Below are 13436 nucleotides of genomic sequence, written 5' to 3'. Positions count from 1 at the left end.
CTTCATGAGCGCACCGCATTTCGACCCCGCCACCTACGATGCCCAACTCGCCGACAAGACAGCAAGGCTGGTGGAACTGCTGGCGCCCTTCGATGCCCCCGCGCCAGAAGTCTTCGATTCGCCACGCGAACACTATCGCCTGCGCACCGAGTTCCGCCTGTGGCGCGAGGACGGCCAGCGGCATTACGCGATGTTCGAGCCCGGCGACAAGCACACACCGATCCTGATCGACGACTTCCCTATCGCCAGCCGCCGCATCAACCAGTTGATGCCGCAGCTCAAGGCCGCCTGGCAAGCCAGCGAAACCCTGAGCTTCAAGCTGTTCCAGGTAGAGTTCCTGACGACCCTGTCTGGCGATGCGCTGATCACCCTCGCCTATCATCGCCCGCTGAACGACGCCTGGCAGGCCGAAGCCGAGAAGCTCGCAGCGAGCCTGGGCGCTAGTATCGTCGGCCGTTCCAAGGGCAAGCGCATCGTCATCGGACGGGACTATGTCACCGAGCAGCTGACCGTCGCCGGCCGCACCTTCAACTATCGCCAACCCGAAGGCGCCTTTACCCAGCCCAACGGCGAGGTCTGTCGGAAGATGCTGAACTGGGCGTTCGACGCACTGGGCGAGCGCAGCGACGATCTGCTGGAACTCTATTGCGGCAACGGCAACTTCACCCTGCCGCTGGCGACCCGCGTGCCCAAGGTGCTGGCGACCGAGATCAGCAAGTCCTCGGTCAACGCCGCGCTGGCCAACCTCGATGACAACGGCATCGACAACGTCAGCCTGGTGCGCCTGTCCGCCGAAGAGCTGACCCAGGCATTGAACGAAGTGCGCCCGTTCCGCCGCCTGGCCGGCATCGATCTGAAGAGCTACGACTTCGGCAGCGTTTTCGTCGACCCGCCACGCGCCGGCATGGATCCGGACACTTGCGAGCTGACCCGGCGCTTCGAGCGCATCCTCTACATTTCCTGCAACCCGGACACCCTGGCGGCGAACATCGCCCAGCTGCAAGATACCCACCGCATCGAGCGCTGCGCCCTGTTCGACCAGTTCCCCTACACCCATCACATGGAATCGGGCGTGCTGCTGGTGCGGCGCTGAGCCTCGTCCGAGATTCCGCGCAGCGATGAACCACCGCAGCTGACGGGACTTTCTGTTCCGTCTGCCTGCGGAGCCCCCGCCAACGGAGGGCGAACCGCCACGCATCAGCCAGACAGGCTGGTTCGAACGCAAGCACCATGAAGTGAGCGAAGCCAAGTTCAGCCGTGAGTCAGTCGGCGGCCGCGCCAACTGTGTGGCCTGTCACCGCGACGCCGAGCGGGGCGATTTCAACGAACACCGGTTGATATCCCGCGCTGAAGCGGGACAGCCGGAGCTGCTTGCGACCCGACCGCCCCGAACACGCCCATCGTCAGCCTCGCTGGCCAGCGCCCGCCGGGCGGCGACTGAACGAGTGGGGGGCATGCCTGCCCCCACCCGAACCGGTTCAGTCCTTGTCTTGCGGCACCGGCCTGTCGGACTTTCCGATGACCGCCACGCCCGTCGTTTTACCGTCACGTTCGCGTTCACCGCTGGTGTTGGCCAGCAGGCTGGTGGTCGCGGTCTGCAGGAACGCCTGCAGCTGCTCAGCCATCAGCGGATCGATCTGGTCCGCCTTGAGCCGTTGCGCCTGCGGCTGACCACCGAGTTGATAGCGGTACAAGCGCGGCTCCTGGTCCTTGGGCTGCACCAGAATCTGGTCGCCCCGCACCATTGCGACGGTCTGGTCACCGCCCGACGGCTTGATGATGCCGAAACCGGGGTCATTTGCCGGCAGCGCCAGCAGATCGCGTCCCCAGCACTGGTGACGAACCTCCCCGCCGAGACGGCCCATGATGGTCGGCACCATGTCTACCTGCGTGCCGACCACGTCACGACGGCTGCCGAAGCGCTCGGTCACACCCGGCCCGATAAGCAGCATCGGCACGTTGAAGCGGTACAGGTCCATCTCGGTCAGCTGTTCGGTAGCGCCAAAGCCATGGTCGCCGACCACCACGAACAGGGTCTGGTCGAACCAGGGTGCCTTGCGCGCCTTCTCGAAGAACTGGCCCAGCGCCCAGTCGGAATAACGCATCGCAGTCAAGTGCTCATCCAGCGAGCCGTGCCCCGTTACCGGCTCGACCGGCAGCGGGTCGGGAAGCGCATAAGGCGTGTGGTTGGAAAGGGTCTGCAACAGCGCGTAGAAGGGCTCGCCGGTATCCAGCTTGTCCAGCTCTTCGATGGCGCGACCGAACATGTCCTGGTCGGATACGCCCCAGGTCGGGTCTTCCACCACCGGATCGATGTATTCGTTCCGGCCGACGAAGCGTGTCATGCCCTGGTTGCCGAAGAAGCCAGACTGGTTGTCCCAGGCGAAATCGCCGTTATAAACATAGACGTCGTTGAATCCCCGACCGCCGAGCAACTGTGGCAAGCCGGAAAAACGATGCCCGCCCTCGGGTGTCTGCATCAGGTATTCGAAGCCGGGCAGGTTCGGGAAGCAGGCCATGCTGGCGAACATGCCCTGGTGGGTGTGGGTGCCGTTGGAGAAGAAGCGACTGAACAGCAGCCCGTCCTTGGCGAGGCGATCGAAGTACGGCGTGATGCCGTCCTGGCTGCCCAGCGCACCGACGAAGTGACCGGCGAAACTCTCCATCAGGATGACCACCACGTTGCGCACCGCCAGCTGGCCGTCCGACGGGGGCTGATAATCGCGCCGTACGGGTGCCAGCTCGGTATCGACCAGTGTGTCGTTGTCGGTCAGCAGCAGCTCACGGGTGACGGACTGCGCCTCGTCGGCCGGCAAGGTCGCCTTCCAGGTATTTTCGCGGTGGCTCGAATAGCGATTCTTGGCCGCGTCGTAGAGAGACAGCGTGCCGTTCAGGCCAAGATGGTTGGCGAACATCGAATCGGTGGTGTAGGCATCGCCCCAGCGCAGCGGCGACCCTTGGCGCAGCGTGCCACGTGCGGCCACCACGCAGACCAGCACCAGCAGCGTGAACACCGCCGCACGGGTGTACCAGGGCGCGCCGTTGCGGCGCACGCCCGTCGAGGGCAACGTCGGGCGGCCGCGCGTCAGGCGTTCCAACCAGCCGAACAGGGCGTACATGGCCAGGCTCGCCACACCCCAGACTGCCAACAGCCGGAGGACCGGAAAGCCGTTCCACAGCATGCTCAGCACGGTCGCCGGATCTTCCTGCAGGTACTGGAAGACCAGACCGTTCAGCCGCTGGTGGAATTCACGGTAGAAGTCCAGCTCGATCAGCCCGAGCAGAATCGCCAGGCTGGCGCAGACGGTCAGCCATGCGCGCAACAGACCGCGCGCCGCCGTCACCCGGACACTCAAGGTGCCGAGCAGCAGCGGCAACAGCGCATACACCGCCACTCGCAGGTCGAAGCGCAGGCCATTGCCGAACGCCTCGACGAAGCTGTCAAGCGGCGTGTTGCCGATCAGCTCGCGGTTGAACAGCAGCAGGCCCAGGCGCAACAGGGCGAACATGAACAGCAGCGCCAGTGCGCTGGCCAGGATGAAGCGCAGGTGCGCGGCCAGGGTGATGGGGCCAGGCGGATTGAGGTCTCGGCTGGACCGCCGCGGGGTCGCGCGCATGGATTTTCCTTAGTGAAGGCAGAAGACGTACGGGAGGTGGCTCAGAGCAGGATCACCGCCCACACCAGGCCGATCAGACAGAGCGCCAGCAGTTGCGCGGCGCTGCCCATGTCCTTGGCCTGCTTGGAGAGCGGATGCAGTTCGAGGGAAATGCGGTCGACGGTCGCCTCGATGGCGGAATTCAGCAACTCGATGATCAGCGCCAGGAACACCACGCCGACCAGCACGGCACGCTCGACGCGGCTGACATCCAGCAACAATGCCACGGGTATCAGGATCAGGTTCAACAATACCAGCTGACGGAACGCCGCCTCGCCGCGGTAGGCAGCCTTCAGGCCCGCCATCGAATAGCCGGAAGCGTGCCAGATACGGGCAAGGCCGCTGCGTCCTTTCATGGCAGCGCCGTCGCTGACCAGAGGTGTCGGTTCCGGTGCCGTCACTGGTCTCCTCCATGTGCAAAAGCCGCAGCATGCGCACTTTGCAGCAACTGCCAATCCGTCTCGGGCATCGCATCGCGATGACGCGCTAGCTGCCGCATGTCATGGCCGGCGGCCGCACGGGAACGCAGACGCCGACGACTCTTTTCCAGATCAAGCAGTGCGATTTCGATCAGGACGGCATCCGCCTCGCCGACGACCTTGATGAAGATGTGCTTGGGGTAACAGCAGCCGTGTTGCCAGCGGGCCCGATGGTAACGGCTCAGCGTGCGGCCGACGGACTCGAGCATTTGCTGGTGCACACTTGCGCCGTAGCGCTGGTCCAGGCGGTCTTCATACCACTGTTCGAGACTGACGAAGCCCTGCAGCTCTTCGGTGACCAGCAACGCCTGCCACTGCCCCGCTTGCCGTTGAGTACCGCAGAACGCGATGGCCGGCACCCGCACGCCAAGGCGCGAGAACGCCTGCAACGCGTCGCGCTCACGCAGCACGGTAGGCCGACCGAGCGGATGCCATAGGGAGCGATACAGGTGGCCGATCTGCCGCTTGCAGTAGAGCAGGCCGCCTCGACGGGCCTGCAGCCGCTGCACCCCGCTCTCGCCGTCGCGGCGCAAGTTCGGTGGTTCGACCCACTCGCCCTGCGTGTTCCACCATTGTTCGAAATCATCGGCGGCCTCGACCGAACGCGGGAGAACGACAGCAGCCATGCTCAGCTCCTTTTGCGCAACACGTAGACACGCCACATGGCGTATCCCGGGAGAAAGTCCCTGTGGCCGACAATGTCGAATCCGGCCTCGCCGAATTCCGCTTCGATCTTCGAGCGCGGAACCACGAATCTGTTTTTATTTTCTTGGTCCGGTCGCCGGCGCTCCAAGCGCTTGCGTTTCCAGGACTTGTAGTTGCCGTCTACCCAGAGCGAGAGGATAACCGTATCACGGGACACCCGGTGAAACTCACGCAACATGGTCAGGCGATGCGCCGGCTCGGCGATGTGGTGCAGCAAGCGCATGCTGAAGATGCAATCGACCGCATTGGCGCCCATGTCGATGGCAAAGGCTGAGGTTCGAAAGGTTTCTACCCGCTTGACCACCTGAGGAGGCTGTGCCGCACGCGCGATGGCCAGCATATCGGCAGAATTGTCCGCAGCAAAGATCATCCGGCTCGGGTGTTCGGCCAACAACGGCCAGAACCGCCCCGCGCCGCAAGGTAGATCCAGGACCAGATCGGGATCGCCGGCCAGCTTCAACGCTCGCCGGGCCATTTGCTCGTCACGCCAGTGCGACAGCCGACGGGCCAAGCCGTCCTGATGTTTGCGCAGATACTGGCGAGCATGCTCACGGTCATATTTGCGCGAAAACTCGAGTTCGATCGGGCTTGAGCGGGTCATGGCGGGCAGTCCAGTTGTTAAACAGACCACCACGCTAGCGGCAGGGGCATCAAGCTGCCGTCAAGGGAATGTGAAAATTCCGTCAAGCCGCGGCCTCACTGAAGTGGACTCGGAAGCAGCTGCCACTCGGCGCACGCTGCTCGAGGCTGACTGACCAGCCCTGATGCGCGCAGATGCGACGAACCAACGAGAGTCCCAGGCCGAGCCCTTCGCCGCGGCTTTGCGCGCCGCGTACGAAGGGCTGGAAGATACGTTCCTGCTGTTCCGGCGGGATGCCGACACCAGTGTCCTCGACGCGAAAGCCACCCGACTCGATGATCAGTTGCACTGACCCGGCTTCGGTGTAATGCAGCGCATTGCGCAGCAGGTTCGACATTACCGAGCCGAGCAATATGGGATTGTATTCGCCGCTATCCTCACCTTCTGACCGAAGAGAAAACGCCAGGCCTTTTTCGATGAACAGAGGCGCCCAGCGGTCAGTCTGGTCTTCGGCGACCGCGGCAAGCCGAGCCGTACCGAGAAACGCCGTCTGCTCGGGACGCGCCCGGGCCAGCATCAGGAAGGTCTCCACCAGCTCATGCATCTCCTGCGCCGCGCGCTCGATGCGCTGGGCCTGTGTTCGTGACTTGACCGGCAGGTCGGCCTGAGCGAGCAGTTCGCAGGCGCCGAGGATCACCATCAGCGGGGTACGTAGCTCGTGACTGACATCGCTGGTGAACAGCCGCTCGCGCTCCAGGCTCTGTCGCAGTTGTCCCAGGGTACTGTCGAAGGCGGCAGCCAGATGGCCGACCTCGTCGTCCGGATACTGCAAGGCCAGCGGCGGGGCCAAGGCATGCAGTTGATCGCGATGGCGCACCTGTTGAGCCAGGCGTGACACCGGCGCCATCACCTTGTCCGCCATCAGCCGCCCCAGCCCCCAGGCACCCACGATGCTCAGCAGGAAGCCTGCCAGCACCACGCCGAACAACGCCGTTTCGCGCGCCTCGAACTCCTGCTGCTCCTCGACCAGCATGTATCGCTCGCCGTCGATCTCGCGCAGGTAAACGTAGTAGGCGTCGTCATGGCTGACCACTTCTGTGAAGCCGGGAGCCACATCTCGAAACGCCTCAGGAATTTCGTATCCCGGCACATCCGAAGCAAAGAAACGCGTAGCCGCATCCAGTCGCGGCGCGGTCTTGAGCACGAGCACATCATTGAGCACGCCATCCAGCTCGCCGCCCAGCTCCTGCGTGACCAGATGCTCCTCGATGAAATGCACCACCGCAACGATGCCCAGCGAGAATACGCCACTGACCACGAACGTCATCAGGGTGAAGGCGATGACGATACGCCGCGCAAACGGCTGCTTAGTCAGCATGATCGAGCTCCGCCAGACGAAAGCCAACGCCATGCACGGTATGTAGTAGCGGCTTGTCGAAGGGTTTGTCGAGTACCTGACGCAACTGATGAATATGGCTGCGCAGGCTGTCGCTGTCGGGAACGTCGTCGCCCCAGAGGGCTTCTTCCAGCTGCTCGCGGCGCACCACCGCGGGGCTCTTCTGCATGAGGACGGTGAGCAGCTTGTGACCGATCGGGTTCAACCGCAGAGACTGCCCGGCTCGCGTCGCCTGCAGGGTGTCGAGGTCATACTGGAGGTCGCCAACCTGCAGCTTCTGCTTGCGCGCGCCCTGGCTGCGCCGTAGCACCGCCTCGATGCGCGCCACCAGCTCGGACAGCGCGAACGGCTTGATCAGGTAGTCGTCGGCCCCGGACTTGAGCCCCTGCAGCCGATCGTCCAGGGCATCGCGGGCGGTGAGCATGATGATCGGCGTGTCGCGCCCGGCATCCTCGCGCAAACGCTTGCAGACCTGATACCCATCTATTCCGGGCAGCATAATGTCCAGCACGATCAGGTCGTAGTGCGCCGTCGCGGCCAGATGCAGGCCGCTGAGCCCATCCTGGGCGCAGTCGACCACGAAGCCCTTGAGTTCGAGGTAGTCCAGAACGTTGGCCAGGATGTCTCGGTTATCTTCGATCACCAGAATGCGCATATCGACTCGCTAGCGGAACAATGACGGAATTTTCACGGCTTCTTTACGACGGCCTCACAGGCAGGTGCTCAGACTTCGGCGGGTCCGGCCTCGCCCGTGGATCATATGATGACATCTGCGCGCCCTGCTTGACTTCGTTACCGCTCGCTTGCCGAGGCGACACGCCTCTTCCGGTTGCCGCTCATTTCGGCCAGCGTTGAATCTTGCCGGCGCCGCTCATGGCGCTTCTCCGGAGCTCCAATGCCTGCCCTGCCCAACACCGCCCTCGACAGCCGCCCGTTCAACTTCACCCTGGCCTTCGGCCTGCCATTGCTGGCGATGCTGGTGCTGCTGCTCGGTGACCCGAGCCAGCTCGACTTCGCCCTGTCGCGGCTGTTCTACGAGCCGGGCTCGGGGTTCGTCGGCCGCCACAGCTGGTTGCTCGAAGACGTTCTGCATGACCGCGTCAAACAGCTGGTGATCCTGCTCGCCGTGCTGGCACTGGTCGGCTTCGTCCTCAGCCTGCTGCCGACGCGGCTGGCCGCGTGGCGTCGGCCGCTGGGCTGCCTGGTGCTGTCACTGGCACTGTCGACCAGCATCGTCACACCGTTCAAGGCGCTGACCGGCGTGCACTGTCCCTGGAGCCTGACCGACTTCGGCGGCAGCGAGACCTACACACCGCTGCTCAGCGAACGGGCACCCACGCTCAAGCCAGGACGCTGCTGGCCGGGAGGCCATGCGTCGGCGGGCTTTTCGCTGCTGGCGCTGTTCTTCGTCCTGCGTGACCGGCGCCCGCGCGCGGCGCGTTACGCGCTGGCCTTCGCATTGACGCTCGGTACCGTGCTGTCGATCGGACGGGTGATGCAGGGCGCGCACTTCATGTCGCACAACGTCTGGACGCTGCTGTTCGACTGGCTGATCGGAACGGCCTGCTACCGGCTGGTGCTGTACCGCCGTATCGCCTCACCGGCAATGGCGCCGGCCATCGACGCCGCTCGCTGACAGCCGATTGCCGCGCAGCCATCCGGGTTGCGCGGCCACGCTTACGCCACATTCCATGGGCGGGAAATAGCCGCCAGGACACCGCTTAGCGGCGATGGTAGGCCTGCGCCTTGGCCTGATCGACATGATGGCGCCACTCGCGATCGCGCTCACGCTCCAGCGCGTCGCTGCGCCAGGCCGACAGCCCGCCGCTGGATTCGAGCATCGCCTGGCACTGGCGATAACCGTCGCCCCAGCCTTCGCTATAAAGCGGCTGCGCCTGGGCGCGCGACACATTCTTGCGAAAGGAAGCCATCCCGCCAGCCGCCTGTCGCCCGCTGTCACAGCCGGCCTCGAAGCCGTCGGCATAATCCACCGGATAGCCCTCGGCGAGCAGCCCTTGCGCCGAACTCTGGCAACCGGCAAGGCCTGCGATACCGGCGCACAACAATGCCAGCAAACCCAGGCGAGCGCCGGGCAGCACGCGGCGGCATGTGATGAGACGGGCGGAATGCGGGAGACGAACGTTCATCGGTTACCTCACCTGAAGCACAGGACAGCGCCGCGGTGCAGTGCACGCCGCGGCCACAGTGCAAAGCCTGCACCTGCCGTCGTCAGGGTTTCGTCAAACCGACGTGAATGAAGCGTGAAAACAACCGGCGGGCCTAGTGGCCCGGGCGGCGGAAGCTGTAGAACAGGTTGGGTTCACTGACCACGTAGAGCGTGCCGTCGTCGTCCAGGGTCACGCCCTCGGGGTGCGGTGCGGTGTGCTGGAGGTCGCTGGTGAACCGATTGAAGCTGCGGTAACTGAGCATCTTGCCGCTGTCGCTGAGCTCCATGACCAGGTGCGATTCATCGCTGAGGAGAATCAGGTGGCCGGTTTCGGCATCGTAATGGATGTCCGACAGGTCGGTGGCAAAGACCTGATCGTCGATCCAGTCGGTGTGGTCGACAATCGTCAGCTGCAACGGGCCCTCGAGGCTCGCCGCCACACCTTTCACTTCGTATAGCTGGCGCGGGTCACGCTCCTTGACGATGAACATCCGGTCGCCCGCCGCGTCGTAGCTCAAGCCCTCGAAGCCCTTGTTGCCGTTGAGGTGGATGCCCAGGGAAAAGAACTGCGCTTCGGACACGTCGACGCTGCGCGGCGCAGCTGGAAGGGTGAAAATGCTCACCTGCTGCGCGCGTTCGTCCGACACCGCGACTCGCCCGCCGCCCATGTAGGTCACCCCTTCGATGTCGCCGAAGCCGGTCAGCGGATAGTGCTCGAGCAGCTCGCCGGTCTTGCTCAGCACCAGCAATTCGGTGGGGCCACCGTTGACCACCGCCAACAGGCGGTCCAGATCACGGTCATAGGTAATGGCAGACAAGTTGCGCTCGACGCCCGCGACGGGCTTGCCGTCAATCTCGACCTCGTAGCCGGGCAGCCAGCGATCAGCCGAGACGTCGTGGGTGACGTCCATCTGCCGGGTCAGGTAGAAATACAGCCGCTCGTTCCAGTGCAGCGCCAGCGCCGTTGCGACAAAGGCCAGCAGCAACACAGCCAGGCCGGCCAGCCGGTAGCGGCGCCGAAGCAACACACCCAGGCGTTGCGTGTTATAGGAACCTGTTTGCATCATCGCGACTCATCCTCTGCGCTGGCACCGCCAGTGTTTCTGCTCCGGGAGCATTCAATGTTCAGCCTGTCTCGCTTCACGTCGCGCCTGCGGGGCTGGGCACGCCAGCTCAAGCGTGACGTCATGACGCTCTGGCTCTGCGCCCGCCACCCGGATACGCCCTGGTGGCTGCGCGCGCTACTGGTCTGCGTGGTCGCCTACGCGCTCAGCCCGATCGACCTGATCCCGGACTTCATCCCGCTGCTCGGCTATCTCGACGACCTGCTGCTTTTGCCCCTCGGCATCTGGCTGGCCATACGCCTGATGCCTCCGGCCATCCTCAGCGAGTGCCGCGCCCAGGCGCTGGCCTGGGAGGACACACCGCGCCCGGTAACCCGCGCCGGCGCCGTAGCGGTGGTGCTGATCTGGGTATCGGGGGCCGCTGCCCTGGCCTACTGGCTGATGCAGCGCTGAGCGACACGGCGACCATAAACAAGCGAATGTGAAAAAAATGTCGCGAGCGCAGCGGCGGCGCACTGCCCAGCGTGTGGATGAGGTGGGCTTAAGACTGGCTTAAGGCTGGCCCCCAACAATCGCCCCAGGCTTCTAACCGAGGTTCCCCGATGGAACTGCCCTGGGTTGAACACACTGACGTACTGGCGCGCATCGGCCGCGAATCGCCGCTGACCCTGCAACTGGCGCAACCGGGCCAGGGGGCGCGGCGGGCGGCGCTGGAACATTTCATCGCCCTGCGCTTCGCCGAGAGCTACCAGGCGCGGATCCGCCACTTCATGCCCTGTCTGCTGGGCCTGCATGGCGACGACGGCGCGGTGCAGGGCGCGGTCGGCCTGCGCAGCGCCCGGCGCCGGCCGCTGTTTCTCGAACGCTACCTGGACGAGCCCATCGAGCAGGCCGTGAGCAGGCGCAGCGGCATGCCGATTTCACGCGGCGAGATCGTCGAGGTGGGCAACCTGGCCGCTTTTGGCAATGCCTCGGCGCGTCTGCTGATCGTCGCCCTGACCGACCTGCTGATCGCCCAGGGCTTCCGCTGGGTGGTCTTCACCGGCACGCCGACGTTGCTCAACAGCTTCCAGCGCCTGGCACTCGACCCGATGCCGCTGGGGCTGGCCGATCCGGCGCGGATGGGCGAGGAGCTGGCCGACTGGGGCAGCTACTACGCCAGCCGGCCGCAGGTCATGGCCGGCGAGATCCTGCCCGGCCACCAGCGTCTGCTGCAGCTAGGCATCTATCCACGGCTGGGCTACGAACCACTGTTCAATTTCGGGGAGGTACCGCATGCAGCCTGCAGCTGAACGTTTCTGGGCGACCCTCGAGCGCCATGCCGGCATCGCCCTGCGCGAAGGTCCGCATCAACTGAGCTACGCGCAGCTGCGCGAGGCGGTGGATAGCCGCGCCGACCAGCTCGCGCGGTTGGGCGTGCAGCGCGTCGCCCTGGCGCTGGACAACGGGCTGGAGTGGGCACTATGGGACCTTGCGCTGCTGCGCGCCGAATTGGTCTGCGTGCCACTGCCGGGCTTTTTCTCGCCGGCCCAGCATGCCCATGTGTTGCAGCATGCCGGCATTGATTGTGTGATCGGAACGGCGAATCCGCTGACCGAGGCGTCCGGCTTCGAGGCGACGGCGCCCGGCGTGCTGCAACGCCCGTTGCAATCGGTCACATCTGTACCGGCCGGCACCTTGAAGATTACCTACACCTCCGGCACCACCGGCCAGCCCAAGGGCGCCTGCCTGGATGCCGAGGCCCAGCTGGCGGTCGCCGACAGTCTGTGGCAGGCCAGCCTGCCCTGCGCGGTGCAGCAGCATCTGTGTGTGCTGCCGTTGGCGACGCTGCTGGAAAATATCGCCGGGCTCTATGCGCCGCTGTTGGCTGGCGCCTGCGTCGAACTGCGTCCGCTGGCCGAGATCGGCTTCAGTGGCAGCGCCGGCTTCGACTTGCCGCGCTTTCTCGCCACGCTGAACCAGAGCCGACCGCACAGCCTGATCCTGCTGCCGCAACTGCTGCTGGCCATTGTCAGTGCCGCCGAACAAGGCGTGCCACTGCCCGATTCACTTCGATTCGTCGCCGTCGGCGGTGGCCGGGTCGCCCCGCAGTTACTCGAGCGCGCCGAGCGGCTCGGGCTGCCGGTGTTCGAGGGTTACGGCCTGTCCGAATGCGCCTCGGTGGTCTGCCTCAACACGCCGGCAGCGCGCCGCATCAGCACGGTTGGCCAGCCGTTGGCACACGTCGAGGTGCGCCTGGCGGATGACGGCGAAGTGCTGGTCAAGGGCCCGCACATGCTCGGCTACCTCGGCGAGCCGGTGCAGCCGGGTAATTGGCTGGCGACCGGCGATCTCGGCCATTTCGAGGACGGTTTCCTGGTGCTGCACGGGCGCAAGAAACACCAGTTCGTCACCGCCTACGGACGCAACGTCAACCCCGAATGGGTGGAAGCCGAGCTGGTCCAGCAGGCGCCGATCGCCCAGGCCTGGCTGCATGGCGAGGCCCTGCCGCAGAACATCGCCGTGCTGGTGCCGCGCCGCGCCGACTGCAGCGACGCCGAGCTGCAAGCCGCGGTGGACCGGGTCAACGCCGGCCTGCCCGATTACGCCCGCGCGCACCACTGGCTGCGCGCCAACGCGCCTTTCAGCGCGAACAACGACCTGGCGACCAGTAACGGCCGTCTACGTCGCGCCGCGCTGCAGACGGCCTACGGCGCCGATATCGACTCCCTTTTGCCTTCTGCCTGATGAGGTTATTCATGGAATTCTTCGACCAGTTGCAACACCAGACCCGCACCGAACGCGACTATCTGCTGGCGTCGCCGATCATCCACGCCGCCCTGGCCGGAACCGCCACCCGCGAGCAGTACATCGCCTTCCTCACCCAGGCCTACCATCACGTCAAGCACACCGTGCCGCTACTGATGGCCTGCGGCGCGCGGCTGCCTGAACGGCTGGAATGGCTGCGCGTGGCCATCGCCGAATACATCGAGGAAGAAACCGGCCACCAGGAGTGGATCCTCAACGACATCCGCGCCTGCGGCGGCGATGCCGAGGCGGTACGCTACGGCCAACCGGCACTGCCCACCGAACTGATGGTCGCCTACGTCTACGACCGCATCGCCCGGCACAACCCGGTGAGCTTCTTCGGCATGGTCAATGTTCTGGAAGGCACCAGCATTGCCCTAGCGACCCAGGCGGCTGGCGTACTCCAGGACAAGCTCGAGCTGCCGGCCAAGGCGTTCAGCTATCTGACCTCCCACGGCAGCCTGGACGTCGAGCACATCGAATTCTTCAAGACCCTGATGAACCGTCTCGACGAAGACGACAACAAGGCGGCCGTGGTGCATACCGCCCGCGCGGTCTATCGCCTGTATGGCGACATCTTCCGCAGCCTGACGGCCTGAGGA

14 protein-coding genes are annotated in these 13436 nt (G+C 65.0%); 6 read left to right on the top strand and 8 right to left on the bottom strand.

Going from position 1 to position 13436, the window contains the following annotated elements; translation table 11 throughout:
* Window positions 1-4 precede the first annotated feature (4 nt).
* Window positions 5-1093 carry a tRNA (uridine(54)-C5)-methyltransferase TrmA gene (trmA, locus tag KCX70_RS03380; RefSeq protein WP_212619270.1) on the top strand — a complete coding sequence of 363 codons (1089 nt, stop codon included), beginning with the start codon at window positions 5-7 and terminating at the stop codon, window positions 1091-1093.
* Window positions 1094-1478: 385 nt separating this feature from the next.
* Here trmA and KCX70_RS03370 read toward each other — a convergent pair whose 3' ends face one another.
* The 6 genes from KCX70_RS03370 to KCX70_RS03345 form a co-directional block, all read right to left on the bottom strand.
* Window positions 1479-3617 (bottom strand): LTA synthase family protein, encoded by a 2139-nt coding sequence (locus KCX70_RS03370; RefSeq protein ID WP_212619269.1) that lies wholly within the window; start codon window positions 3615-3617, stop codon window positions 1479-1481.
* A 41-nt stretch (window positions 3618-3658) separates the two neighbouring features.
* Window positions 3659-4012 carry a diacylglycerol kinase gene (locus tag KCX70_RS03365; protein WP_021210021.1) on the bottom strand — a complete coding sequence of 118 codons (354 nt, stop codon included), beginning with the start codon at window positions 4010-4012 and terminating at the stop codon, window positions 3659-3661.
* Window positions 4013-4053: 41 nt separating this feature from the next.
* Window positions 4054-4761 carry a lipopolysaccharide kinase InaA family protein gene (locus KCX70_RS03360; protein ID WP_212619268.1) on the bottom strand — a complete coding sequence of 236 codons (708 nt, stop codon included), beginning with the start codon at window positions 4759-4761 and terminating at the stop codon, window positions 4054-4056.
* A 2-nt stretch (window positions 4762-4763) separates the two neighbouring features.
* Window positions 4764-5441, bottom strand: a complete 678-nt coding sequence (locus KCX70_RS03355) for a class I SAM-dependent methyltransferase (RefSeq protein ID WP_212619267.1) — start codon at window positions 5439-5441, stop codon at window positions 4764-4766.
* A gap of 82 nt (window positions 5442-5523) precedes the next feature.
* A complete protein-coding gene (locus KCX70_RS03350; RefSeq protein ID WP_102847102.1) occupies window positions 5524-6798 on the bottom strand; it encodes a sensor histidine kinase in 1275 nt (424 codons plus the stop codon).
* The gene (locus KCX70_RS03345) at window positions 6788-7471 is read right to left on the bottom strand and encodes a response regulator transcription factor (protein ID WP_021210025.1); all 684 of its coding nucleotides are present in this window, start codon (window positions 7469-7471) and stop codon (window positions 6788-6790) included. The genes KCX70_RS03350 and KCX70_RS03345 overlap by 11 nt, the downstream gene beginning before the upstream one ends.
* A 240-nt stretch (window positions 7472-7711) precedes the next feature.
* Between KCX70_RS03345 and KCX70_RS03340 the strand changes: the two genes are divergently transcribed.
* Window positions 7712-8452 (top strand): phosphatase PAP2 family protein, encoded by a 741-nt coding sequence (locus tag KCX70_RS03340; protein WP_212619266.1) that lies wholly within the window; start codon window positions 7712-7714, stop codon window positions 8450-8452.
* A gap of 85 nt (window positions 8453-8537) precedes the next feature.
* On the opposite strand, the gene KCX70_RS03335 is transcribed toward KCX70_RS03340, so the two are convergent.
* Complete coding sequence (locus tag KCX70_RS03335) at window positions 8538-8963, bottom strand: hypothetical protein (RefSeq protein ID WP_021210027.1); 426 nt, start codon at window positions 8961-8963, stop codon at window positions 8538-8540.
* Between the two features lie 133 nt (window positions 8964-9096).
* A complete protein-coding gene (locus tag KCX70_RS03330; protein ID WP_021210028.1) occupies window positions 9097-10050 on the bottom strand; it encodes an SdiA-regulated domain-containing protein in 954 nt (317 codons plus the stop codon).
* A gap of 54 nt (window positions 10051-10104) precedes the next feature.
* Here KCX70_RS03330 and KCX70_RS03325 point away from each other — a divergent pair, with 54 nt between their 5' ends.
* The 4 genes from KCX70_RS03325 to KCX70_RS03310 all read left to right on the top strand — a co-directional run bounded on the left by KCX70_RS03325 (window position 10105) and on the right by KCX70_RS03310 (window position 13433).
* A complete protein-coding gene (locus KCX70_RS03325) occupies window positions 10105-10500 on the top strand; it encodes a YkvA family protein (RefSeq protein WP_212619265.1) in 396 nt (131 codons plus the stop codon).
* Window positions 10501-10649: 149 nt separating this feature from the next.
* Window positions 10650-11339 carry a thermostable hemolysin gene (locus KCX70_RS03320; RefSeq protein WP_212619264.1) on the top strand — a complete coding sequence of 230 codons (690 nt, stop codon included), beginning with the start codon at window positions 10650-10652 and terminating at the stop codon, window positions 11337-11339.
* A complete protein-coding gene (locus KCX70_RS03315) occupies window positions 11323-12774 on the top strand; it encodes an AMP-binding protein (RefSeq protein ID WP_021210031.1) in 1452 nt (483 codons plus the stop codon). Before KCX70_RS03320 ends, KCX70_RS03315 begins: the two co-directional genes overlap by 17 nt.
* An 11-nt stretch (window positions 12775-12785) precedes the next feature.
* On the top strand, window positions 12786-13433 hold the full coding sequence (locus KCX70_RS03310) for a TenA family transcriptional regulator (protein WP_212619263.1): 648 nt from the start codon (window positions 12786-12788) through the stop codon (window positions 13431-13433).
* The last annotated feature ends 3 nt before the right edge of the window (window positions 13434-13436 follow it).

The organism is Stutzerimonas stutzeri (assembly GCF_018138085.1).
Classification (GTDB): domain Bacteria; phylum Pseudomonadota; class Gammaproteobacteria; order Pseudomonadales; family Pseudomonadaceae; genus Stutzerimonas; species Stutzerimonas stutzeri_AI.
This window is presented reverse-complemented; position numbering and strand designations above follow the sequence as displayed.

Excerpts from the sequence above, each read along its gene's own strand:
- KCX70_RS03345 (WP_021210025.1), bottom strand. The coding sequence starts at position 7,471 with ATGCGCATTCTGGTGATCGAAGATAACCGAGACATCCTGGCCAACGTT.
- KCX70_RS03365 (WP_021210021.1), bottom strand. The coding sequence starts at position 4,012 with ATGAAAGGACGCAGCGGCCTTGCCCGTATCTGGCACGCTTCCGGCTAT.
- KCX70_RS03340 (WP_212619266.1), top strand. The coding sequence starts at position 7,712 with ATGCCTGCCCTGCCCAACACCGCCCTCGACAGCCGCCCGTTCAACTTC.
- trmA (WP_212619270.1), top strand. The coding sequence starts at position 5 with ATGAGCGCACCGCATTTCGACCCCGCCACCTACGATGCCCAACTCGCC.
- KCX70_RS03320 (WP_212619264.1), top strand. The coding sequence starts at position 10,650 with ATGGAACTGCCCTGGGTTGAACACACTGACGTACTGGCGCGCATCGGC.
- KCX70_RS03330 (WP_021210028.1), bottom strand. The coding sequence starts at position 10,050 with ATGATGCAAACAGGTTCCTATAACACGCAACGCCTGGGTGTGTTGCTT.
- KCX70_RS03315 (WP_021210031.1), top strand. The coding sequence starts at position 11,323 with ATGCAGCCTGCAGCTGAACGTTTCTGGGCGACCCTCGAGCGCCATGCC.
- KCX70_RS03370 (WP_212619269.1), bottom strand. The coding sequence starts at position 3,617 with ATGCGCGCGACCCCGCGGCGGTCCAGCCGAGACCTCAATCCGCCTGGC.
- KCX70_RS03355 (WP_212619267.1), bottom strand. The coding sequence starts at position 5,441 with ATGACCCGCTCAAGCCCGATCGAACTCGAGTTTTCGCGCAAATATGAC.
- KCX70_RS03310 (WP_212619263.1), top strand. The coding sequence starts at position 12,786 with ATGGAATTCTTCGACCAGTTGCAACACCAGACCCGCACCGAACGCGAC.
- KCX70_RS03325 (WP_212619265.1), top strand. The coding sequence starts at position 10,105 with ATGTTCAGCCTGTCTCGCTTCACGTCGCGCCTGCGGGGCTGGGCACGC.
- KCX70_RS03335 (WP_021210027.1), bottom strand. The coding sequence starts at position 8,963 with ATGAACGTTCGTCTCCCGCATTCCGCCCGTCTCATCACATGCCGCCGC.
- KCX70_RS03350 (WP_102847102.1), bottom strand. The coding sequence starts at position 6,798 with ATGCTGACTAAGCAGCCGTTTGCGCGGCGTATCGTCATCGCCTTCACC.
- KCX70_RS03360 (WP_212619268.1), bottom strand. The coding sequence starts at position 4,761 with ATGGCTGCTGTCGTTCTCCCGCGTTCGGTCGAGGCCGCCGATGATTTC.